Origin of the sequence: Pseudomonas sp. W15Feb9B (genome assembly GCF_000828175.1) — a bacterium.
GTDB classification, from domain to species: domain Bacteria; phylum Pseudomonadota; class Gammaproteobacteria; order Pseudomonadales; family Pseudomonadaceae; genus Aquipseudomonas; species Aquipseudomonas parakoreensis.
The window spans coordinates 140,959-165,612 of sequence record NZ_JTKF01000018.1 but is presented as its reverse complement, the minus strand read 5'-3'; the positions used below and the strand labels follow the sequence as shown (position 1 = coordinate 165,612).

General features: G+C 61.1%; 14 protein-coding genes. 8 read left to right on the top strand and 6 right to left on the bottom strand.

Annotated elements, in window-relative coordinates; translation table 11 throughout:
- Nucleotides 1-580: 580 nt before the first annotated feature.
- Together OC71_RS10965 and OC71_RS10960 are read right to left on the bottom strand one after the other, a co-directional pair.
- The gene (locus OC71_RS10965; RefSeq protein ID WP_041068491.1) at nucleotides 581-940 is read right to left on the bottom strand and encodes a PilZ domain-containing protein; all 360 of its coding nucleotides are present in this window, start codon (nucleotides 938-940) and stop codon (nucleotides 581-583) included.
- Between the two features lie 228 nt (nucleotides 941-1,168).
- Nucleotides 1,169-1,555 carry a tol-pal system YbgF family protein gene (locus OC71_RS10960; protein WP_041068489.1) on the bottom strand — a complete coding sequence of 129 codons (387 nt, stop codon included), beginning with the start codon at nucleotides 1,553-1,555 and terminating at the stop codon, nucleotides 1,169-1,171.
- Between the two features lie 172 nt (nucleotides 1,556-1,727).
- Between OC71_RS10960 and pyk the strand changes: the two genes are divergently transcribed.
- Nucleotides 1,728-3,179 carry a pyruvate kinase gene (gene pyk, locus OC71_RS10955; protein WP_041068487.1) on the top strand — a complete coding sequence of 484 codons (1,452 nt, stop codon included), beginning with the start codon at nucleotides 1,728-1,730 and terminating at the stop codon, nucleotides 3,177-3,179.
- 204 nt (nucleotides 3,180-3,383) lie between these two features.
- Here the strand turns inward: pyk and OC71_RS10950 are convergent, their stop codons facing one another.
- From OC71_RS10950 to OC71_RS10940, 3 genes are all read right to left on the bottom strand, one after another.
- Nucleotides 3,384-4,133, bottom strand: coding sequence for an enoyl-CoA hydratase-related protein (locus OC71_RS10950; RefSeq protein WP_041068485.1), 750 nt, complete (start codon nucleotides 4,131-4,133; stop codon nucleotides 3,384-3,386).
- A 184-nt stretch (nucleotides 4,134-4,317) separates the two neighbouring features.
- A complete protein-coding gene (locus OC71_RS10945; RefSeq protein ID WP_041068483.1) occupies nucleotides 4,318-5,253 on the bottom strand; it encodes an iron-sulfur-binding ferredoxin reductase in 936 nt (311 codons plus the stop codon).
- On the bottom strand, nucleotides 5,246-6,352 hold the full coding sequence (locus OC71_RS10940) for a GGDEF domain-containing protein (protein WP_041068481.1): 1,107 nt from the start codon (nucleotides 6,350-6,352) through the stop codon (nucleotides 5,246-5,248). The genes OC71_RS10945 and OC71_RS10940 overlap by 8 nt, the downstream gene beginning before the upstream one ends.
- A gap of 485 nt (nucleotides 6,353-6,837) precedes the next feature.
- Between OC71_RS10940 and OC71_RS10935 the strand changes: the two genes are divergently transcribed.
- From OC71_RS10935 to OC71_RS10905, 7 genes are all read left to right on the top strand, one after another.
- The gene (locus tag OC71_RS10935) at nucleotides 6,838-8,361 is read left to right on the top strand and encodes a fumarate hydratase (RefSeq protein ID WP_027612504.1); all 1,524 of its coding nucleotides are present in this window, start codon (nucleotides 6,838-6,840) and stop codon (nucleotides 8,359-8,361) included.
- Between the two features lie 170 nt (nucleotides 8,362-8,531).
- Nucleotides 8,532-13,070 (top strand): SpvB/TcaC N-terminal domain-containing protein, encoded by a 4,539-nt coding sequence (locus OC71_RS10930; RefSeq protein WP_041068479.1) that lies wholly within the window; start codon nucleotides 8,532-8,534, stop codon nucleotides 13,068-13,070.
- Nucleotides 13,070-15,847, top strand: coding sequence for an RHS repeat domain-containing protein (locus OC71_RS10925; protein ID WP_041068477.1), 2,778 nt, complete (start codon nucleotides 13,070-13,072; stop codon nucleotides 15,845-15,847). Before OC71_RS10930 ends, OC71_RS10925 begins: the two co-directional genes overlap by 1 nt.
- A gap of 26 nt (nucleotides 15,848-15,873) precedes the next feature.
- Nucleotides 15,874-18,696 carry an RHS repeat-associated core domain-containing protein gene (locus OC71_RS10920; protein ID WP_041068475.1) on the top strand — a complete coding sequence of 941 codons (2,823 nt, stop codon included), beginning with the start codon at nucleotides 15,874-15,876 and terminating at the stop codon, nucleotides 18,694-18,696.
- Nucleotides 18,697-18,774: 78 nt separating this feature from the next.
- Entirely contained in the window at nucleotides 18,775-20,535 is a 1,761-nt protein-coding gene (locus tag OC71_RS10915; RefSeq protein WP_041068473.1) for an ATP-binding protein, read from the top strand.
- A complete protein-coding gene (locus OC71_RS10910) occupies nucleotides 20,535-21,866 on the top strand; it encodes a sigma-54 dependent transcriptional regulator (RefSeq protein WP_041068471.1) in 1,332 nt (443 codons plus the stop codon). Before OC71_RS10915 ends, OC71_RS10910 begins: the two co-directional genes overlap by 1 nt.
- A 322-nt stretch (nucleotides 21,867-22,188) precedes the next feature.
- Nucleotides 22,189-23,508: an MFS transporter gene (locus OC71_RS10905; protein WP_041068469.1), complete on the top strand. Its 1,320-nt coding sequence runs from the start codon at nucleotides 22,189-22,191 to the stop codon at nucleotides 23,506-23,508.
- Between the two features lie 148 nt (nucleotides 23,509-23,656).
- On the opposite strand, the gene OC71_RS10900 is transcribed toward OC71_RS10905, so the two are convergent.
- A complete protein-coding gene (locus OC71_RS10900; RefSeq protein WP_041068467.1) occupies nucleotides 23,657-24,412 on the bottom strand; it encodes a membrane protein in 756 nt (251 codons plus the stop codon).
- Between the last annotated feature and the right edge of the window lie 242 nt (nucleotides 24,413-24,654).

Here is a 24,654-nt window from a genome sequence, read left to right as displayed (position 1 = left end):
ATTCATCTAAAAAAAACATTGTTTGATTACTAGAACAGCTAAGGCTTTCCACGCCCTATTTCGACACCCGCAGCAAACTACATCGCCTTGTGCCTTTGCCTACAGATCCGTCAGAATCCGCCGGCTTGTGCGCCTTGCCGATGCCCCGTAACGTGATCCGTGCCGCTGCCAATCAGTGGTCGGGTTCAGTCGCCCGGGGGGTTCACCAATGTGCATAAGCGTCATCAAGTCGGGTATTCCCTATCCCCGCACTCGATGGTGGCTGTCGCAGGTCGCCTTGGGGCGCAACGGTTTTTAGTGATGGTTTCCCCCGGTCGACTGAACTTGCGTCCAGCCGCCACCCTCGCGCAATTCCGTGGATCGCGGCATGCAGATGTTCCCCGTTGCGGCGCAGAAGACGCTGGACAGTGAGCGGGCGATTGCTGTGGGTCAGCTCATGAATAGACGTTGTCTGGGCTGATGCATTCGCGGGCAAGCCCGCTCCCACAGGGATTTGTAGTGTGCACAAACGCTTTGATCAACCGAGAACACTGTGGGAGCCGGCTTGCCCGCGATTGCAATCGTGCGAGCGCCGCCGAAGTCAGGCCGAAGCCGGCAATGGCTGGAAGCTGAAGTACTGGCGCAGCGCCTCGACCAGTTGCCCGTATTCCGGAGGCGGGCATTGCAGGCTGAAGCCGGCATCGTAATGCAACGGTGTGGCGTCTTCCTGGCACCACAGGCAACACGCGTTGAGGTCGATCACCTGCTGGCAAGCATCGCTGGCAGGGATTTTCAGGCGTAGATGGAATTCGGCGCCGATCATCATCGGCAACTGACTGATGAGCATCAACCCGTCTTCGGACACGTTGCCCAGAAAACCGATGGGTTTGTCGGTGACGCTGTTGTACACCCGGAGGAAGTACGGCAGTTGATGCCGTTCGATTCGGCGGTCGGTAAACATGCGCAGTACGCCATGCAAGGCTCCATCACGGAGCCGCACCTTTGCTTCGGAACGTGCCTGTCTCGCAGACACGCTCTCCCCGCTCCCGGTGTGACGGTCGCCAATACGCCATCACCTCAACCTCTACCAGTCGCAGGTGTTGCCCCGGTTCAGACGCCAGGCGCGAACCGGATCACTGGACTATAGCTCAGCTTGTACAGTCAGCCAGCGTTTGTATGACACCCGGCATCAGAAGCGTTGCGGACCTGGCACGGCCACTGCGCTGCGCGTCGGGTAATGGCCCAGGCTCTGCAGGGTTTCCAGGCGCGCGCGAGCACGGAAGGCGTATTCGCTGTTGGGGTACGAGGCGATGATGAACTGGTAGGTCTGCGCGGCGTCGATGTACATTTTTTGCCGTTCCAGACACTGGCCACGCATCATCGACACTTCCGGCCACACATACGGGCGGGCCCGGCTGGCGCGTTCGACCTTGGACAGTTCGAGCATCACCTGCTCGCAATTGCCCCGGTCATAAGCGCTGTAGGCATTGTTCAGATGATGGTTCATCGACCAACGGGTGCAGCCCGTGACGGCGAGGACGCTGAGGGCAAGGGCGGCAATGGGCACGAATCGCATGGGGTATTCTCCTGTCTTGTGATCATTATCGACCTCGGGCGAGAAATCTTCAGAGCCCTTTGTTCCGATTGTCGCGTTCAATAAAGAAAACAATAAGTAGTGCAAACGAACAATGACTACACCCAAAGAGCGTAGTAGCCTCTGCGAGCGCTTGAACCTGAGGAGTCTTTGCATGTCCGTCCGTCGTACCAAAATCGTCGCTACCCTTGGCCCGGCCAGTAACTCGCCGGAAGTTCTCGAACAGCTGATTCTGGCTGGTCTGGACGTCGCCCGTCTGAACTTCTCCCACGGCACCCCCGACGAGCACAAGGCTCGCGCGAAGCTGGTGCGTGACCTCGCGGCCAAGCACGGTCGCTTCGTCGCCCTGCTGGGTGACCTGCAAGGCCCGAAAATCCGTATCGCCAAATTCGCCAACAAGCGCATCGAGCTGAAGATCGGTGACAAGTTCACCTTCTCCACCAGCCATCCGCTGACCGAAGGCAACCAGCAAGTGGTCGGCATCGACTACCCGGATCTGGTCAAGGACTGCGGCGTGGGCGACGAGTTGCTGCTCGACGACGGCCGCGTGGTGATGCGCGTCGAAACCGCCACCGCGACCGAACTGCACTGCATCGTGACCATCGGCGGCCCGCTGTCCGACCACAAAGGCATCAACCGTCGCGGCGGCGGCCTGACCGCGCCAGCCCTGACTGAAAAAGACAAGGCCGACATCAAGCTCGCCGCCGAAATGGAAGTCGACTACCTCGCCGTGTCCTTCCCGCGTGATGCGGCCGACATGAACTACGCCCGTCAACTGCGCGACGAAGCCGGCGGCACTGCCTGGCTGGTGGCGAAGATCGAACGCGCCGAAGCCGTGGCCGATGACGAAACCCTCGACGGTCTGATCAAGGCCTCCGACGCCGTCATGGTTGCCCGTGGCGACCTCGGTGTGGAAATCGGCGACGCCGAGCTGGTGGGCATTCAGAAGAAGATCATTCTGCACGCACGCCGCCACAACAAAGCGGTGATCGTGGCGACCCAGATGATGGAGTCGATGATCCAGAACCCGATGCCGACCCGCGCCGAAGTGTCCGACGTGGCCAACGCCGTGCTCGACTACACCGACGCCGTGATGCTGTCTGCCGAATCCGCTGCCGGCGCTTATCCGCTGGAAGCCGTGCAGGCCATGGCGCGCATCTGCGTTGGCGCCGAGAAGCACCCGACCAGCAAGACCTCCAGCCACCGCATCGGCAAGGAATTCGAGCGCTGCGACGAGAGCATTGCGTTGGCGACCATGTACACCGCCAACCACTTCCCGGGCGTCAAGGCGATCATCGCGCTGACCGAGAGCGGCTACACCCCGCTGATCATGTCGCGTATCCGTTCGTCGGTGCCGATCTACTGCTTCACCCCGCACCGCGAAGCCCAGGCCCGCGCGGCGATGTTCCGTGGCGTGTACACCGTTCCGTTCGATCCGGCTTCACTGGCCCCGAACGAAGTCAGCCAGAAAGCCATCGACGAGCTGGTCAAGCGCGGCGTCGTGGAAAAAGGCGACTGGGTCATCCTGACCAAGGGCGACAGCTACCACACCACCGGTGGCACCAACGGCATGAAGATCCTGCACGTGGGCGATCCACAGGTCTGAGTGATTCGCTGAAAAACAAAAGCCCCGGCATGTGAGTGTCGGGGCTTTTTGCATTCGGATCCAACAGATTTTGTATCGGCTCTGGCCTCATCGCTGGCAAGTCAGCTCCCACAGGGCTAGGCGGTGATCACAGATCTTGCATCCACCACAAAAACTGTGGGAGCTGGCTTGCCAGCGATGAGGCCAGCCCGGCCAGCGAACCTATCAATGCCGCTTGATAAACCCGGTCAATGCCGCCAACGCCTCCGGCGAGCGCAAGCGTTGGGTGAACAGCGCGCCCTCCTCCTCGATCACCTTACGAATCAACTCGCGATCCGGTGCCCTCATCAATTGCTTGCTGATGCGCACCGCGTCCGGCGGCAATTCATCGAAACGCAACGCCATCTCCCGCGCCTTGTTCAGCGCCGCTTCGCCGCTGCCCAGCGCCTCGCTGGCGATGCCCCACTGCGCCGCTTGCTCCCCCGTGAAGCCTTCGCCGAGCAACAACAACTCGGCCGCTTTGGCCTGCCCGAGCAAACGCGGCAGGATCAGGCTGGAACCGAACTCCGGGCACAGCCCCAGGTTGACGAACGGCATGCGCAACCGCGCATCGCGGCTGACGTAAACCAGATCGCAATGCAGTAGCAACGTGGTGCCGATGCCCACCGCCGCGCCTGCCACGGCGGCGATCACCGGCTTGCGGCATTCGAGCAGATTGAGCATGAAGTGGAACACCGGGCTGTCGAGGTCGCTCGGCGGTTGCTGGATGAAGTCGGCGATGTCGTTGCCGGCGGTGAAGCATTCGGCGCTGCCAGTGATCAGCACGGCATTGATTTCAGGATCGCTGTCGGCCTGCTTCAGGGCCTCGGCAAGGCGACTGTACATCGCGCGGGTCAGGGCGTTTTTCTTGTCCGGGCGGTTGAGGCGCAGGGTAAGCAAACCGCGTTCGCGTTCCAGCAGGATGGCTTCGGTCATCAGCGTTACTCAACATTAAAAAGGGCTGACAAAGTTCTTTTTTGGTGAGGCAAAACTTCTGTGGTGAGGGGATTTATCCCCGATTGAGTGCGCAGCACTCACAAAATCCTGGGGCCGCTGCGCAGCCCATCGGGGATAAATCCCCTCGCCACAGGGTTCCGCTTTGCTCCAAAAGGATCAGCGCTTAACGGCGGGACAAAAACACATCGGCCAGCAGTTGATTGCGCGGCAGTCCGGCCAGGTACAGACGCTTGGCAAACGCATCGACGCTGGCCGTTGAGCCGCAGACTAAGGCCAGGGTCTGCCGTGAAACAAGGCGCAGTTGCGCCAAAGCGGCGGCTGACTCGGCCGCCGTCCATAGCTCGACGCTGAGGTTTTCGCGCTGCGCGGCGAGCGCCGCCAGAGGTTTGGCCAGATAGTGCTCGCGCGCGTCATGAGCCAGGTGAATGACGCGGATGGCGCCTTGGTGATCCTGACGCAAGGCTTCGCGCAGCACGCCGAACAGTGGCCCCAGCCCGGTGCCGGCGGCCAGCAGCCACAGCGGGCGCGCGTGCCAGTCCGGGTCGTAATGCAGGGCGCCGCCGCGCAGCTCGCCGAGGCGGATCGTGTCGCCGATCTGCAGGCGCCGCGCCGCATCGCTGAATTCGCCGGGCTGGCGACAGTCGAGGTGGAATTCGAGATAGCGGTCTTCCTGCGGCAGACTCGCCAGCGAATACGGTCGGGCGATGTGGTTGATCCACAGCACCAGATGTTGCCCGGCGCTGTAGCGCAGCGGTCGTTGCGGGGTCAGGCGCAAACGCAGCACGTTGTCGCTGAGCCAGTCCAGCGCCTCGACCAGCGCCGGGCGACCGTCAGTGAGCGGGTCGAACGTGTGTACCTGCAAGTCTTGCGTGACCTGGCACTGACAGGCCAGCCGCCAGCCTTCCTGGCGCTGTTCAGCACTCAAGGCGTCCGGGCGACTGTCGGCGGGCAAGCCGTTCACGCACTGCACCAGACAGGCATGGCAACTGCCGGCGCGGCAGCTGTAAGGCACCGCGACGCCGTGCTGATTCAGCGCGTCGAGCAAATTGCTGCCCGCCGTCACCGACCATTGCCGGTCACCGACCCGAAGTTCAGGCATCCACATTCTCCCACGCCGCTGCACAGCGATTGCGCCCGTCGCGCTTGGCCCGGTACAGCGCCTGATCGGCGCGCTGCAAGGCATCGTCCAGATCATCGCCCAGTTCCAGCAGGGTCATGCCCGCCGAGAGGCTGAGGTTGCGCACATTCAGCCCCACCAGTTCAACGTCGGTGAAAGCAATGCGCAGGCGTTCACAGCAAGCAGTCAAGCGTTCGGCATCGCAGTCGGGCAGCAACACCACGAACTCCTCGCCACCGTAACGCGCCAGCACGTCGCCGTCACGCAGACAGGCACCCGCCACGCCAGCGAATGCCTGCAACACCTGATCGCCGGCGGCATGGCCGTGCAAATCGTTGATGCGCTTGAAATGGTCGAGATCGATCAGCGCCAGACCGTGAACCACACCCGGCTCCATGTCGTCGAGTTCGCGGGAAGCCAGACGCAGAAAATGCCGGCGGTTGAACAGCCCGGTCAACTCATCGGTGGCCACCAGATCTTCGAGCTGGCGCATCATGCCGCGCAGGGTGTCCTGATGCGCCTGCAGGGCAAACCGGCGCTGGCGCATGCGTTGTCGTGAGACCTGGACAAAGCGTGCGTAAATCACCAGCCACGCCAGGACCATCGCCAGAATGCACACCTGCAACGCCGCCAGCGCCGGATCCGGCAGACGGAAGTGGTAGCCGTCCCAGAGGGTGATCGCACAGAAACTGAAAAACACCAGCAGCGCACAACGAATGAACGCGCGACGGGTTAAATGAAACAGGCCGAACAGCAGGATCAGCACGTAGAACACCAGAAACGCGCCGCGTGCTTCGTCCAGATGAGCGATCAGCCAGGTCTGCCAGCCGAGCCCGAGCAGCACTTGCGCTTCGGTCAGGCTGGGGTCGGCAAAGCGCTGGTTGCGCCCGGACCAGAACAGCGCAAACAACGTCGCCTGGCAGATCACCACCAGCGCGCTGCCGATGGCCACGCTGTTCAGTGATTGCGGGTAATGCCCGGTGAAAAACGCCAGCCACAGCAGCAGCAAAGCCAATCCATAGGTGGCCGCAGCGAGGGCGAAGCGTTTGAGCAAAAGACGTTGAATGGCGTTATGGGTCAATCGTTGACTCACCGTGCGATAGGAGGCTGACCGAGTGTCCTACTCTACAGACCGGATGCCACTTTAGAGGCGTAGTCGATAAATGACCATCGATTTTCGGCGCCAAAAATTGACGTCAAATGCATGACCCGATTGTCGGATTGATGCCGCCCTCTGTGGCGAGGGAGCTTGCTCCCACTGGCCTGCGCAGCAGGCCCAAATCCAGCCAACTCAAGATTTCAGTTCCACTGTGTATACCGATTTACGGCTGCTGCGCAGCCGAGCGGGAGCAAGCTCCCTCGCCACAGGGGCCAGCAGTGTTCGGTATGCGACCAACGAATGACTGCCGACGCGTGTATGCCCCGAAGAGGCGCGGTATACTGCCGCGCCTTTTTAGCGTCGCGCCAGCAGCCCCGGCGTGCCTTGAAAGGTGCTTGCAACCGACCGATGCACCCAAGCTGCAAGCACCTTATTGAATGTTCCCGTCTTTTAGAGGAGCGCGACTCATGACCGTGATCAAGCAAGATGACCTGATTCAGAGCGTTGCCGACGCCCTGCAATTCATTTCCTACTACCACCCCGTGGACTTCATCCAGGCGATGCACGAAGCCTACCTGCGCGAAGAATCGCCAGCGGCCCGTGATTCGATCGCGCAGATCCTGATCAACTCGCGCATGTGCGCCACCGGCCACCGTCCGATCTGCCAGGACACCGGCATCGTCACCGTGTTCGTGCGTGTGGGCATGGACGTACGTTGGGATGGCGCGACCATGAGCCTGGACGACATGATCAACGAGGGCGTGCGCCGCGCCTACAACCTGCCGGAAAACGTCCTGCGTGCCTCGATCCTCGCCGACCCGGCGGGCGCTCGTAAAAACACCAAGGACAACACCCCGGCGGTCATCCACTACTCCATCGTCCCGGGCAACACCGTGGAAGTGGACGTGGCGGCCAAGGGCGGCGGTTCCGAGAACAAGTCGAAAATGGCCATGCTCAACCCGTCCGACTCGATCGTTGACTGGGTGCTGAAGACCGTTCCGACCATGGGCGCCGGCTGGTGCCCACCGGGCATGCTCGGCATCGGCATCGGCGGCACCGCCGAGAAAGCCGCGGTCATGGCCAAGGAAGTGTTGATGGAGTCCATCGACATCCATGAACTCAAAGCCCGTGGCCCGCAGAACCGTATCGAAGAGATCCGTCTGGAGCTGTTCGAGAAGGTCAACCAGTTGGGCATCGGCGCCCAGGGCCTCGGTGGCCTGACCACCGTGCTCGACGTGAAGATCATGGACTACCCGACTCACGCCGCCTCTCTGCCGGTGTGCATGATCCCGAACTGCGCCGCCACCCGTCACGCACACTTCGTGCTCGACGGCAGCGGTCCGGCCTCGCTGGAAGCGCCATCGCTGGACGCCTACCCGGAAATCGTCTGGGAAGCCGGCCCGTCGGCCCGTCGCGTCAACCTCGACACCCTGACCCCGGAAGAAGTGCAGAGCTGGAAGCCGGGCGAAACCGTCCTGCTCAACGGCAAGATGCTCACCGGCCGCGACGCGGCGCACAAGCGTATGGTCGAGATGCTGAACAAGGGTGAAACCCTGCCAGTGGATCTGAAAGGTCGCTTCATCTACTACGTCGGCCCGGTGGATCCGGTCGGTGACGAAGTGGTGGGCCCGGCTGGCCCGACCACCGCGACGCGGATGGACAAGTTCACCCGTCAGATCCTTGAGCAGACCGGTCTGCTGGGCATGATCGGCAAGTCCGAACGTGGCCCGACCGCGATCGAAGCGATCAAGGACAACAAGGCTGTGTACCTGATGGCCGTGGGCGGCGCCGCTTATCTGGTGGCCCAGGCCATCAAGAAATCCAAGGTGCTGGCCTTCGCCGAACTGGGCATGGAAGCGATCTACGAGTTCGAGGTCAAGGACATGCCAGTCACCGTCGCGGTGGACAGCAACGGTGAGTCGGTACACATCACCGGCCCGGCGATCTGGCAACAGAAAATCGCCGAAAGCCTGGCGGTAGAAGTGCAGTAAGCGCTTCATAGCCATGAACAAGGCCGGCCCGTCCTGTGACGGGCCGGCCTTTTTTGTACCCAGCACATCAATAGCCCTTTGGCACCTGTCAGATCTGACAGGTTACGTACTCCCTACTTGTTGGTAGCGTCTGTGCACTCACGTGTGTCACGTGTGCAATGGATCCGACCATGGCCGATCAAGAGCTGAGCATCATCACCCCGTCCATCGCCAGCAGTGCATCGATCACAACGATCGGCAAAAGCTGGGGGGCAGTGGGTGCCACTGGCGCGGCTTCATTTGAACTGCCGCTGCCTTTGTCCGCCGGACGCGGTTGGGATCCACAACTCACGTTGACTTACAGCAGCCAGGCCGGCAACGGGCCGTTCGGCATCGGCTGGAGCCTGGGCATTGGACAGATCAGCCGTCGTACTCAAAAAGGTGTACCGCGTTATAGCGATCTCGATGAAATCATCGGTGACGATGGTGAAGTCTGGCACCCCGAACTGAACAGTGACGGCACACTAAAGTCACGTGTAGAAGACAGCTACAACGCCATTCCCGTCGGCGCTCATAACGTGGTGCGCTTCTGGCCACGGGTAGAGAGCGACTTTACCCTGCGCGAACGCTGGCAGCCGGTCTCTGCGCAGGGTGAACCAGAGGAGCCACCCTTCTGGCTGATACACGGCGCGGACGGTTCGCTGCACGTATACGGCAAGACCAGCGCCTCGCGCCGGGCCGATCCGGACGATGCACATCGCGTCGGCAGTTGGTTGCTGTGCGAGAGCATGAATGCGCTTGGCGAGCACATCTGCTTCGTCTATCTGGCCGATGATCAGGACCTCGACCCGATTCACGATTACCGCGCCCAGCGTTACTTGCACGCGGTGTTCTATGGCAATGTCACGGCCAGCCAGCATTTGTACAGCTGGACCGTGGACGATCCGGCCGAACTGGATTGGCATTTTCATCTGTTGCTCGACTACGGCGAGCGCACCCGTTCACTGACGGAGGCTCCCGTGTACGCTGGCGACAGCCTGGCTGTCTGGGATAAACGCCGGGATCCGTTCTCCACCTTCGGTCAGGGTTTCGAGCTGGGTACGCGGCGCCTGTGCCGACAAATCCTGATGTTCCACAACTTCTCGCGACCTGCCGGTGCGGATCCACAGCTGGTGCGGCGGCTGCTGCTCGAATACCCGTCGCCCTCTGATCCGTGGACTTACAACCGGATCAACGCCGCTCACTATCAGGCCTTCGATGCCAGCGGCGCGCTGGAGACGACACCGCCGGTGGAGTTTGACTATTCGCCCTTCGAGATCAATAAAATCCCCACACAGATGTTCGCCGAAGACACTGTGCCAGGCATCGAGGATGGGCAGTTTTACCAGTGCGTCGATCTGTACGGCGAAGGTGTACCGGGATTTCTCTGCCGCTACGAGCAGTGCTGGTATTACCGCGAACCGCTTCGTGCAATGGCGGGACCTGACGCCATCACCTATGCGCCCTGGACTGAACTGGAACAGATCCCGGTGGCCAGACGCGACGGCGCCGCCCGGCAAATCTTGCTCGACCTGACCGGCAACGGACGACTGGACTGGAGCGTTGCCCAACCGGGCATCAGCGGATATCGCACGTTGAATGCCGACCGCAGTTGGGCGCCATTCATCGCGTTTAACGGCATGCCGCTGGAATTTTTCAACACGCTTTCGCAGCTCGGCGACCTGGTCGGTGATGGCCTCAACTCACTGGCACTGATCGGTCCGCGCGCGGTGCGCTTGTATGCCAACCGCCGGGAGCAGGGATTTTCCAGCGCCGAAGACGTGCCTCGCGAAGACGATGAGGACAGTCTGCCGCTGTTCGGCAACGCCCCCACAGAACTGGTGTTTCTGGGCAACATGCTCGGCAGTGACATGAGCGAGCTGTGCCGGATCCGGCACAACGAAATCAAATCCTGGCCCAATCTGGGGCATGGCAAATTCGGCCAAGGCCGGGTGATCAGTGCCCTGCCCTTCCTGTATGGCGAATTCAACGTCGAACAACTGCGGATCGCCGACATCGACGGCTCCGGCGCACCGGCCTTGTTTTATCTGAAAACCGCCGGCTTCGAGATCTACCTCAATCGCGGCGGCAAAGGCCTGGAACAGACGCCCGTCTTCGTGCCGTGGCCGGAAGGCGTGAGTTACGACCGCCTGTGTCAGGTCAGTTTCGCCGACCTGCAAGGCCTGGGTTGTGCCAGCCTGATTCTGACGGTGCCGCACATGACCCCGCAGCACTGGCGCTACGACTTCGTCGCGGCCAAGCCTTACTTGCTGACCGCTAGCAACAACAACATGGGCTGCGCCACGCAAGTGGTCTATCGCAGCTCTGCCCAGGAATGGCTGGATGAAAAACAGCAGTGGCTCACCGATCATCCCGGAGAAATACCGGTCTGCCATTTACCGTTCGCGGTTCAAGTCGTCAGCCGGCAACGCCAACTGGATGAAATCACCGGCAATTGCCTGACGCAATCGTGCCTCTATCGCGAAGGCGTCTACGACAGTATCGAGCGTGAGTTTCGAGGTTTCGGTCACCTGCAGCAGAGCGACAGTGAACGTGCGGCGGGCGATGACGACGTTGGCTTCACAGCACCGGTGCGGGTCTGTACCTGGTTCTTGACCGGGCAGGCGATGGATCGGTCAAGGCACGGCTACTTCGGCGGTGATCGTGACGCAGTTGATTTGCGACCCACCGTCTTCAGTCGCTATCACCCCGGCGATGAATACGATGAACCCGTAACGCCAGAGGACGAAGGCGTACGCCATACAATCGCGCGCGCGCTGGTCGGCGCCGTCGCCCGCATCGAAACCTGGACCGGCACTGACGAGCCGGCCAATACACGGCTCTGTGCGGTAGAAGAGTTTCGTTATCGGGTACGAGATGTCCAGCCCACAGGTCGGCAGGGAGCGGCAGCCGTGCTGCTGGTGCAGACCCTGGAAAAACTCAGCTATCAGTACGATGGTTTCATTGACGACCCGTTGTGCCGGCATGAAGTGTTGCTCAACAGCAGCGAATACGGCCACGCCACGCACAGCCTGACCATCAGTTATGCACGACGGCGCCTGCCCGGTGACCCGCCGCCTTTCAGCGACCCCGACGAGCAACAGTGGTGGCGGGACGCGCATGACCCGGCGCAGCAGTCGTTTTATATCAACGAAACACGCGCGCGCGCGATTGATCTGGACGACAAGCTCTATCAATGGCGGCTGGGCCTGCCCTGGCAGCAACGCAGCAATGCGCTGGCGCTGCCCAAAGGTGATCTGCCGTCGGGCCTCAATCCGCAACAGGTGACATGGGAATTACTCAAAGAGCATGTCCGCTCGCCCGAGTGGAATGCCCTGCGGGTGCTGACCGGGCAATCCGTGCAGCGCTATATCAACAAAGAGGACGGCAGTCTGCTGCCCGATGGCTCGGCGCAATTCGAAGCGCTGAAAGCGCCGCTGGAAATGGCCAGCTTTGACAAGACGGCCCTCGCCGCCTACGACGTTGTGCCGCCACCGTTCGATATCCTGCAGGAGCTGGCGAACATCGGTTACACACCGATGGCGTTGCTGTTCGAAGACTCGGCGATCAATGCGGACGCAGAAAGCCTCTGGTCCGCGCATTACAACTACGCGAAGTACGCCGAGGCCAAGGATTTCTTCCGGGTCCTTGAGTACCGCGAAACCCTGAGCCACGGCTGGACCGAGGCGCAATACGACGAGTATCGCCTGTTGGTCATCAGCGTCGAACTGCCGGATGGCTGCATCACCCGCTGCGAATACGATCGCCATGCCCTGCAGCCCGTGCGCATCATCGATGCCAACGAGAACATCCAGGAAGCGCTTTATGCACCTTCCGGCCAACCTTTTGCGACCAGTTTCCATGGCACAGAAAACGCTGTCGCTGCCGGTTTTCGACCGCTCGACGAATACGTCCGCCCAGTAGATCCAGGCCCGGACGCCGCCATCGCCAACCCGCAAGCGACCGTACAAAAAGCGGCCAGCACCTTGCACAGGGATTTGTTCAGCTGGATGGGACGGTTGCCTGCGACGATCAACGCAACGCCGCAGCTGCTTGACCAATGGCTGGCCAGCGGCGATGTGTTGCCGAGCCTGCACATTCGCGCCAGCGCGCGTCGACGGCTGGCGCAATTGACAGCGCCGACATCCGCCGAACAGGCACTGCGTGAGTTCATCGACGCGGTTGCGCGCATACCGGTGCACAGCGTGACGCTGAGTGCCGACCGTTATCCCGATGATCCGGTGGCGGCACAGGTGCAGATCATCATCAGCTACGTGGACGGTTTTGGCCGCGCGTTGCAAACCCTGCAACGGGTCGAACCCGGCATCGCCTGTGCGGTGGCCGCTGATGGGTCGCTGATCGTCGATCGCGGACAGCTGCGCGAGGAACACGCCGAGTCACGCTGGCGGGTCAGCGCCCGGGTCGAATACAACAACAAGGGCCTGGCGGTGCGGCAGTTCCGGCCGTTTTTTGCCGACACTCACGGCTACGTCAATGATCAATCGCTACGACGGTACGGCTACTTCGATCAACTGTTCTATGACCCGCTCGGGCGTCCGGTCAAGTTGATCAACGCCAAGGGCTATTTTTCTCGCGAGACTTATCATCCGTGGTATCAGACCAGTGAAGACTTCAACGACACCGACGAATCCGTCGAGTCGAAGCCGGCATCACCCTGGACCCTGCACTGATGAACGCTAATCTCCATCGGCGCACGCCGTCGCTCCTCGTGATCGACAGTCGCGGCTTGCCGCTGCGTCAGGTTGCCTACCTGCGCGCACGGGCTGATGAACCGGCCGTGGCCTTGGTGACGCGGCAACAGCACGATATGGCCGGGCATCTGGTGGCGCAGTTCGATCCACGCCTGAACGGTCCGACTATCACCCACCTCAACGACCTCAACGGCCAGCCACTCAAGGTCAGCAACGTCGATGCCGGCTGGCGCCTGAGTCTGCCCGGGCTGGCGGGGCAAGTCTTGCAGCGCTGGGACGCACGCGGCGTGCACTGGCGCAACCGCTACGATGAGTTGCTGCGCCTGGTGTCGATCAGCAACAGCGCCGACCCGCTCAGCGACACCTTCACCTATGCCGATGCCAGTGCCCCGGCCGATCACAATCAGCGCGGACGATTGCTGAAACAGCTCGACCCGTCCGGCACCCTGTACCTGGACAACTACAGCCTGACCGGTCAGTTGCGGTGTGAACGGCGCACCTATACCGATGCCCGGGAATTTGTCACCCAGCGCATCTTCAGCCCGCTGGACGCGGTGCTGGAACAGACCGACGCCGGCGGCCACCGCCAGCAATCGCGCTATGACCTCGCGGGTCAGCTCAAGCATCTGCAACTGCAGTTGGCCGGACACAACTCTTGGCAAGCGGTATTGCTCGACGCGCACTTCAACGCCGCCGGACAGATCATCGCGCAGCATGCCGGCAATGGTGTCAGCCGCTACTGGCGTTATGAGCCGGACACCGGGCTTGTGCAACGGCAATGGGCACAGAAAGGTGCGCAGCAGCCCCTGCAGGACTTCGAGCATGAATACGACCCGGTCGGCAATCCGACCCGGATCCTCGACCACGCTTTCACGCCCCGCCATTTCGCCAATCAGCGGGTCGACGGCGAACGCACCTTCAGCTACGACTCGCTGTATCGGCTGATCAGCGCCAGCGGTTACGACGACGCAGCACCCGACGACCTCCCCGGCCGACCGCAACCGAGCGACCCCAACGACCGACGCAATTACCTGCAGACCTATACCTACGATCACGGCGGCAACCTGACGCAACTGTGTCATGTGCGCGACGGCGCCTGCCAGACCCGGTTGATGCGTATCGATGCTGCGAGTAATCGCGGTGTGCGCTGGAAAGAAGGTGACCCCGCTCCGGATTTCGATCAGCTATTCGACCGCCACGGCAACCTGATGGCCCTGCAACCGGGACAGACATTACGCTGGGACGCCCGCGATCAAATGGCCTCGGTGACCCTGGTCCAACGCGAAAACGGCGCGGATGACGCCGAGTTTTATCACTACAGCCAAGGCGCGCGCGTCTACAAACGCCATGACACCTACAACGGTTCTACCCGGCATTTCCACGAAGTGCGCTACCTGCCCGGACTGGAGATCCGCAGCAAGGACAACGCAGAGCAATTGCACGTCATCAGCCTCGCCACCGGCGGTGCCCATGTCGTTTGCCTGCATTGGCTCAGCGGAAAACCGCCGGGCGTTGCCGACAACCAGCTGCGCTACACCCTCAATGATCACTTGGGCTCCTGCGTGATGGAACTGGACCAGCAGGCACGCCTGATCAGCCACGAAGGCTATTACCCGTTCGGTGCGACCGCGTGGATGAGCGCGAACTCGGCTGTTGAGGTTGACTACAAGACGCTGCGCTATTCAGGCAAGGAAATGGATGTCAGCGGTTTGTATTACTACGGTGCGCGGTATTACGCGCCGTGGTTGCAACGATGGGTCAGTGCGGATCCGGCGGGAGATGTCGATGGGCCGAACCGGTTTGCGTTCGTCGGTAACAATCCGCTGCGCTATGTGGACCCTGACGGGAACAGCAGGGAGGAAAGTGTGATCATGCTGTATTCAGCCTTTCTTTCAAGGCTCCAGGGACACTCCACGCAGGTGGCGGGGCAAATCCACAACATTCTCCATGAGGAGGGTGTGGCAATGAATCTGGCACTGAACATGGCAGGAGAAGTCGTGAGAGGGGTCGTCGGCTATGAGGGCGGTGTCGCAGGCGGCAAGCAGGTTGACCTGATCATGCCCAATGTACCTGGCACCACACCCTACACCACCACCGGCGGGGTGATCGGCGGCAATATAGGCGGCGACTCCGCCACAGCCATGATCGATCCGATAGCCGACAGCGCTGGTTTCAGAACGGGCCCACTGATTCCGCAAACCTCGCAGATCTCGGTCAAGGCCATTGATCACGGGCTGGGCATCAGAGAGGGCGCCAAGGAAATCAACTCTTGGCGAGACGTGAAGGACAACCTGATTCATCCGGGCCTTGATGCGGTACTCAACCCCTCCTTCGTGATGGGCCGGCTCATGGCTTCGTGGATATCGATCATCCCCGCAGCACTGAACATGTTTGCCCGGGCAGTAGAAGCAGAAGACATCAAAAACCGCCTTGATCCGGTAAAGATCAAGAAAATAGACACAATGCTCGATGACTGGAAAACGGCGGTAGAACAACGCGCCGGCTGGGCTGAAAATGCATTCGATGCGCTGGGCACCGACATCGTTTACCCGGCCAACTCCTTGCCGAACATCAACCATATGACATCGGCAGAGACCCTGGCCCCCATCTCTCGCTCAGACCTGCGTCGTCTGACCCGTTTTACGCTGTCCAACATCAAGCGCTCTCAAGACATGATGACGGCGTACAAAGCGATGGGCACTACTGACAATCAGTTCTTGCTGGCGCAGCGCCGAACCCGGAAAAAGGCAGCCTGAATGATCCGTTTCACGGAGGGGCGGGCATGAGTTCTTCAGTGCACTGGCGAACGCCCACCCTGTCGGCTCACGATCCCAGGGGGCTGCCGGTCAGAACCGTTGCTTATCTGCGGGCGGTGGTGGACGCCGAAGTCCAATGCCTGACCAGCCGCCAATGTTACGACCCCCACGGCCGTCTGATCGAACAATATGACCCACGGCTCCCAGAGCCCTGCCTGACCACCGCCTACCGTCTGGACGGCGAACGACTGAGAGTCGACAGCGTCGACTCCGGCTGGCGCGTCAATCTGCCCGGTCTGGCCAATGAAGTGTTGCAACGCCACGACCAGCGCGGCAAGCAATGGCACTATCGATACGACCCGCTGATGCGGTTGATCGCCGTCACTGAAAATGCGCAAGACGATGTCGAGCGCTACAGCTATGCCGACCACAATGCCGACCCCGGGCATAACCTGCGCGGTGAGCTGAGCGAAAGCGCCGACCCGGGCGCCACGGTGGTGGTCGACGGATACAACCTGCATGGCAAGGCCTTGGGTGAAACCCGTACGCTGTCTGGCGAGACGGCAGCGTTCATCACTCGTATGGATTTCGACGCGCACGGCAATGTGGTGCAAGTCACCGATGCCGGTGGTCACCGACAACGCTCGAGCTACGATGTCGCCGGCCAGTTAAGTCGGGTATCACTGTGGATAGCCGGGGCTGACGCGGCACAACCGGTGCTCGACGCTGCCACGTACAACGCCTCGGGTCAGCCGCTGGAACAACTGGCCGGCAATGGTGTTCGCAGCCGCCGCGCATACGATCCCGCTGACGGTCGGCTGCTGAAGCTGTTGGCCGGCAAGGATCAGGAAAAACCGCTGCAGGACTTGCGCTACACCTACGACCCGGTCGGCAATGTCCTGCGTATCGAAGACCGCACCCTGGCCACGGTGTATTTTGCCAATCAGCGCGTCGATGGCGTCCGTCTCTTTGTCTACGACTCGCTTTATCGTTTGATCGAAAGTCTTGGCTTCGAAGGCGAGATCCCGCAGCAGGCGCCCGGTTTACCGCAACCGACACAGCCTGTCGATCCAGGGAGACGCTACAACTACACCGAACATTATGCATATGACGCGGGAAACAACCTCGTCGAGCTTGTGCATGTGCGCGAAGGCCACAATTTCACTCAACTGATGAAGATCGACCCGAACAGTAATCGTGGGGTGCGCTGCAAATCCGGTGATCCCGACCCGGTGTTCAGCGATCACTTCGACGAGCACGGTAACCAGTTGAGACTGCAACCCGGCGCTCAGCCTCTGGCGTGGGACAGTCGTGATCAACTGATCCGCGTTACCTTGCTGCAACACAGCAACGGCTTGTCCGACGACAATGAAACCTACCGCTACAGCCAAGGTGAGCGGACCTACAAGTGCGCGCTGAGCCACACCCCATCCGTCACCCACCGTCACGAGGTACGCTACCTGCCAGGCCTGGAAATCCACAGCCGCAGCGACGGCCAGCAACTGCACGTCATCATTCTTCCAGGGGCGCGTTGCCTGCACTGGCTCAGTGGCCGACCGCCCGGCATCGAAGCCGATCAACTGCGCTTCAACCTTGATGACCATCTTGGCTCCTGCGCACTGGAGCTTGATCGGCAGGCTGACGTCATCAGCCTGGAGCATTACTACGCATTTGGTGGAACCGCCTGGCTGGCAACTCGCTCGACGCTGGAAGTCGGCTATAAAACCATTCGCTATTCAGGCCGGGAAATGGACAGCAGCGGCCTTTACTACTACGGCGCACGCTATTACGCACCGTGGTTGCAACGCTGGGTCAGCGCTGATCCGGCCCTGGATATCGACGGGCTGAACCTGTATGCCTTTGTCGCCAACAATCCGATTGGCCACATCGACACCGACGGCCAGACCTTGGACGGGTTTCTCGAAACACCCGCTCAACGCGATCAGAGAAAGGCACTGAGCAAAGAGAAAAAGCAGCAGTACCGGGCTCGGGCAAACCTGTCGCATCAGGTCGAACGTCACCTGAACATTCTGGCGCTGTCGCTGCGTCGCGGTCTGGATGCCCAGCAACAGGTACTCAACCAGCGCTCGACGGGGCAATTTGCCGGGGCCGTCCTGCGCCGCACCGGTGTACACCTGACCGGCCAAGTCGTGGCTTACGGCGGCGGCATTCTGGTCGGTATCGGCGCCCAGGCGCTGGGCGCCGTCGCTCCCGGCGCAGGTAACGTCGTAGGGGTTGCAATGGGCATTGGCGCGAAGAAACTGATCAGCGGATTGTGGGATTACGCCGCAGAACGCACCGGCACCAGCGCTTCTGTCAAATTCAAGGCCAGCCGTCTGTCCAAAGAAAAAATTGTCGAGAAAGCCGAATATAAAACCATGGCACCGATCAATTACCTGCAGCAAAAGTACGCGAAAATGATCCCCGATACGCAGAAGGGCGTGCTCAAAGGCTCCAAGGAAGTGGCGTCGACTCTGATCAGTGTTGGCGCCAAGGAAATGCTGCCGCAAGCTGCCGCTGAAATCAGCGCCACGGCGGGGGCACTGTTGGGTGCAATTGAAATAGGCCATGAAATCGCCGGAGCCAGTCATGAGCTCAGCGCTGAAAAAATGGCCAAGGGCATCGCCAATGCGAGCGGCCTGATCGATTATTTGTCTGCCAACATGCTCGATATCGAAAAAGCCTTCGAAAGCGCAGGTTTGACGGCAATCAATACCTATGGGCTATTGGGCCGAAACGAAGGCGATACACCGCACAATCTATGGCATGCCACGGCGGCCGTGATCAACGAGCTGGAATACACGCGCACTCTATTGCGCTCCAGATCCCGTCAGTTCACTGCGGTCTGATCCGCTGACACATGAAGCGAACAGGATCGCCGGCCCCATGCTATCGTGCCCGCCCGTCCCCTTATTCATCAGTCCAGCATGCTGCCGACTTCTCGTACCCTGCGTTTGTCGTTGTACACCCTGCTGATCATTGCCGGTACGGCCATCGCCGCGACCCTTGCCATCCGCCACGCCGAGCGTCAGGCGCTGGAGGAAGACGCCACCCGCGCCAGCCAGCAATTGGCGTTGTATGCCAATTCACTGCATACCCTGATCGACCGCTACCGCGCCCTGCCCGCCGTGCTGGCGCTGGATCCGCAATTGCGCGGCGCGCTGGCCGGGCCGGTAGGTGCGGAACAACAGAGCGTGCTGAATCTGAAGCTGGAGCAGATCAACGGCGCGGCGCAGTCTTCGACCCTCGAACTGCTCGATCACACTGGCCTTGCGGTGGCCGCCAGCAACTGGCGCCTGCCGAGCAGTTACGTCGGCCACAACTACGGTTTTCGTCCGTACTTCAGCCAGACCCGCACTCAGGGCAGCGGGCGCTTTTATGCAGTGGGCGTGACCAGCGGCATCCCCGGTTATTTTCTGTCCAGCGCCGTGCTCGGCGACAACGCCGAGTTCCTCGGGGCGATGGTGGTCAAGCTGGAGTTCCCCGAGCTTGAACGCGAATGGAGCCAGGGCAGTGACACGCTGCTGGTCAGCGATGCGCGCGGGATCATCTTCATCGCCAACCAGCCTGGCTGGCGCTATCGCTCGTTACGGCCGCTGGATAGCCGCGACATGGACGAGATCAAGCGCACGCGCCAGTACGACAAACAATCGCTGATCCCGCTGACGCATTTGTCGCTGCGTCACTTCGACGACAACAGCGACTTGCGCCGGGTCGAAGGCCCGGACGGAACAGCGGATTACTTGTGGGAATCGCTGCCGCTGACCACCGAAGGCTGGACCCTGCACCTGCTGCGCCGCCCGCAGGTGGCGTTCGAAGACTTGCGCAACGCCGGGCTGGCGGCTGCGGGTGTGTGGCTGGCGCTGGTGTTTTTGCTGTTGTTCCTCAATCAGCGCTGGCGCCTGTCGAAAGTCCGCCAGCGCAACCGCGAAGAACTCGAACAATTGGTAGAGGAACGTACCCGCGACCTGCGCACCGCGCAAGACGGTCTGGTGCAATCGGCCAAACTGGCGGCGCTGGGGCAGATGTCCGCCGCCCTGGCCCACGAAATCAATCAACCGCTGACCGCGCAACGCATGCAACTGGCGACCCTGCGCCTGCTGCTCGAGCATGGCCGCGTCGATGACGCCTACAAGGCGCTCAAACCGGTAGACGACATGCTCACGCGCATGGCGTCGCTCACCGGCCACCTGAAAACCTTCGCCCGCAAGAGCCCCAGCGGCCTGCGCGAACGCCTGGATCTGGCGACGGTGGTCGATCAATCGCTGCAATTGCTCGACGCCCGACTGCGCGATGAACAGGTCAGCCTGGTGCTGCACCTGACGCGTCCGGCGTGGGTGCGGGGTGATGCGATCCGCCTCGAACAGGTGCTGATCAACCTGCTGCGCAACGCCCTCGATGCGATGCAGGGCAAGCCGTGCAAGCGTCTGGAAATCCGCCTGGAAGCCGACGAACAGCTGTGGCGCCTGAGTGTGATCGACAATGGCGGCGGGATTGCCGAAGAACACCTGAATCAGGTGTTCGACCCGTTCTTCACCACCAAACCGGTGGGTGACGGACTCGGCCTCGGGCTGGCGGTATCCTTCGCTATCGTGCACGAATCCGGTGGGCGTCTGAGCGCGGAAAATGGCGAAGCCGGCGCGGTGCTTGCCCTGACCCTGCCGATCGATCTGGAGGCACACCTCTGATGCTCAATTCAGTGATGGTGGTCGATGACGAAAGCAGCATTCGCAACGCCGTGGAGCAATGGCTGAGTCTTTCGGGATTCGAGGTGCAGCTGTTCAGCCGCGCCGAAGATTGCCTGGCGGCACTGCCGGCGCACTTTCCCGGGGTGATCCTCAGCGATGTACGCATGCCCGGGCTCAGTGGTCTGCAGTTGCTGGCCGAAGTGCAGAAACGTGATGCCGATCTGCCGGTGATTCTGCTGACCGGTCACGGCGATGTGCCGATGGCAGTCGAAGCCATGCGTGACGGCGCCTACGACTTCCTCGAAAAACCGTTCAGCCCGGACACCCTGCTTGGCAGCCTGCGCCGCGCGCTCGACAAGCGTCGGCTGGTCCTGGAAAACCGCGCCTTGCACGCGCAGGCCGACCACCGCGCCCGCCTCGATGCGACGCTGCTCGGCGTGTCCCGTGGCATGCAGACCTTGCGCCGCCAGGTGCTGGATCTGGCGGCGCTGCCGGTCAACGTGTTGATCCGCGGCGAAACCGGCAGCGGCAAGGAACTGATCGCCCGCTGCCTGCATGATTTCGGCCCGCGCGCTGACAAGCCCTTCGTGGCGCTGAACTGCGCGGCGATTCCCGAGCAGTTGTTCGAAGCCGAGTTGTTCGGTCACGAAAGTGGTGCGTTCACCGGAGCGTCCGGCAAGCGTATCGGCAAGCTGGAATACGCCGACGGCGGCACGCTGTTTCTCGATGAAATCGAAAGCATGCCGCTGGCCCAGCAAGTGAAACTGCTGCGGGTGTTGCAGGAACAGAAGCTGGAGCGCCTCGGGTCGAACCAGAGCATTCGTGTCGATCTGCGGATTGTCGCCGCGACCAAACCGGATCTGCTGGATGAGGCCCGGGCCGGACGTTTTCGCGAAGACCTGGCGTATCGCCTGAACGTCGCCGAGCTGCGGCTGCCGCCGCTGCGTGATCGGCGCGAAGACATTCCGCTGCTGTTCGAATCCTTCGCCTTCAACGCCGCCCAGCGTTTGGGCCGCACCTTTGCGCCTCTTTCCGGAGCGCAATTGAGTCACCTGCTCAGCCACGACTGGCCGGGCAACGTGCGGGAACTGGCGAACGTTGCCGAGCGGCAGGTGCTGGGGCTGGATGAGCCGGTGCAGGACATCGACCCCGGCCAATCCCTCGCTGCGCAGCAGGAAGCGTTTGAAGCGCAGTGCCTGCGTGCAGCGTTGACCCGGCACAAGGGCGATGTGAAAGCGGTGCTGGAAGAATTGCAGCTGCCGCGCCGCACCTTCAATGAAAAGCTGCAGCGGCATGGGTTGAATCGGGAGATGTTTGTTTCGGGCAGCTGAGTTTTGCAGTGTCTGATCGGGCCTCTTCGCGGGCAAGCCACGCTCCCACAGGGTTTTGTGCTGAACACAGAATGTGTGAACACCACCGACCACTGTGGGAGCGGGCTTGCCCGCGAAGAGGCCCGCGCAGGCAACATTTATCCATCAGCCTGAATGAGCGACTTTCCGCTCACCACAATCCAGCCATAAGCGGATTTCCGCTCATAAAGTCCTGCCGCCCCCTCTAAACCGGCCCTCCCTCCGTTGGCACAGCTCCTGCTATAGCCCCTGCAGGCTGCGTTTCTACGCGCTCCACAAAAACAATTAAACGAAGGATCCTTCAATGGATAACTCCAACGCCCTGCCCCTTGGGTCGGCTGCCGCGCCCGCCAAAGAAAGAACCACCGCCAGCCGGATCAAATCGATCTTCAGCGGCTCGGTCGGCAACATGGTCGAGTGGTACGACTGGTACGTCTACGCCGCTTTCTCGCTGTACTTCGCCAAGACCTTCTTCCCCGCCGGTTCCACCACCGCGCAACTGATGAACACCGCCGCGATCTTCGCCGTGGGCTTCCTGATGCGTCCGATCGGTGGCTGGCTGATGGGCCTCTACGCCGACAAGGTCGGTCGCAAGAAAGCCTTGATGGCCTCGGTCTACCTGATGTGCTTCGGCTCCTTGCTGATCGCCCTCAGCCCGAACTACGAAACCATCGGCATCGGCGCGCCGATCCTGCTGGTCTTCGCGCGCTTGCTGCAGGGCCTGTCGGTGGGCGGCGAATACGGCACCTCGGCCACCTACCTGTCGGAGATGGCGACCAAGGAACGTCGCGGTTTCTTCTCCAGCTTCCAGTACGTGACCCTGATCTCTGGCCAGCTCATCGCGCTGGGTGTGTTGATCGTGCTGCAGAACCTGCTGACCACCGAACAGCTGTACGCGTGGGGCTGGCGTATTCCGTTCGCCATCGGCGCGTTGTGCGCGATCGTTGCGCTGTACCTGCGTCGCGGCATGGAAGAGACCGAGTCGTTCACCAAGAAAGAGAAGTCCAAGGAAAGCGCCATGCGCACCTTGCTGCGCCATCCGAAAGAGCTGCTCACCGTGGTCGGCCTGACCATGGGCGGTACGCTGGCGTTCTACACCTACACCACTTACATGCAGAAATACCTGGTGAATACCGTCGGCATGAGCATCTCCGACTCCACCACCATTTCCGCGGCCACGCTGTTCCTGTTCATGTGCCTGCAACCGATCATCGGTGGCCTGTCGGATAAAATCGGCCGGCGTCCGATCCTGATCGCTTTCGGTGTGCTCGGGACGATCTTCACCGTGCCGATCCTGATGACCCTGCACACCATCCAGACCTGGTGGGGCGCGTTCTTCCTGATCATGGCGGCACTGATCATTGTCAGCGGCTACACCTCGATCAACGCCGTGGTGAAGGCCGAGCTGTTCCCGACCGAAATCCGCGCGCTGGGCGTCGGCCTGCCGTACGCACTGACCGTGTCGATCTTCGGCGGTACCGCCGAATACATCGCACTGTGGTTCAAGAGCATCGGCATGGAAACCGGTTACTACTGGTACGTGACCGCGTGCATCGCGGTGTCGCTGCTGGTGTATATCACCATGAAAGACACGCAGAAACATTCGCGGATCGTGACTGACTGATCGGGTTTTCACAGCCACTGCAATGGTGGCTGTGGTGGCCTCATCGCTGGCAAGCCAGCTCCCACAGGTTCAGGTGGTGCACACAGATTTGGTGAACATCACCGCTCATTGTGGGAGCTGGCTTGCCAGCGATTGGGGCGACTCGGTATCAAGTCAACTCGGCAACCGGCGGCTTGCCATAACGCTTCTGCGCATACGACGCGCCGACAATCATCACCAGCAGAATCCCTGCCAGCACCGCCGACGAGCCGATGGTGCCGAAGTCCAGGCCACCCTTTTCATGGGATTTGGTCATCAGGTCGCCCAAGGTCGCACCGAACGGCCGGGTCAGCACGAACGCCACCCAGAACAAGACCACGGTCGAAATCCTGGTGAAGTATTTGAGCGCAACCACCACGGCAATGGTCGAGCCGATCAGCAGCGCGCCACCGGCAAAACCCAGGCCCGAATCATCGGCCAGGTAGTCGCCGAGCGCGGTCCCCAGGGTGTTGGAAAACAGAATCGCCATCCAATAGAACATCTCGCCGCGGAAGGTTTGCACCTTGCTGACGTTCAGCGAATCGCCGCTCAGGCGCCAGGCAGCGAAGATCGCCAGAAGAATCGCAATCAGGATCATCGATCCGGTGGCGTAGCCCAGTTCAAGGGTGCGGTCCATGAAGTCGGACATGGTGGTGCCGGCGGTGCTGGTCGACAGAATCACGATCCAGTACAGCAGCGGCTTGTAGGTCTTGGCCATCAACTGGGTGATCAGGGTCAGCACGAACACGCTGATCAGGATCAGCGAGCTGAGGGCGTAACCGACGTTGAGGGTCATCGACAGCAAATCCCCTGCGGTTTCCCCCAGGGTCGTCGCGCAGATTTTCATGACCCAGAACGCCAGGGTGATTTGAGGCAGTTTATTCATCGCAAGCAAAGCTCCAGTGTGAGACGGCCGGTTCTTGGTTTTCTGGCCGTGGGCAGACTGGCGTTGCACCGGTGAAAAACCGGTCGGGAATGTATGAAAAATCTGTCACACAGCCCGAAGGAGGCCATTAATTAGCGGTTAATGCATCTCCCGCATCCTGCACCTGCCTGATCGATGACCTGCGCGGCGCTCGCTCTAACGACGAAAGCGAATTGAATGCGCCGCCCTTAATATCAAGTTAA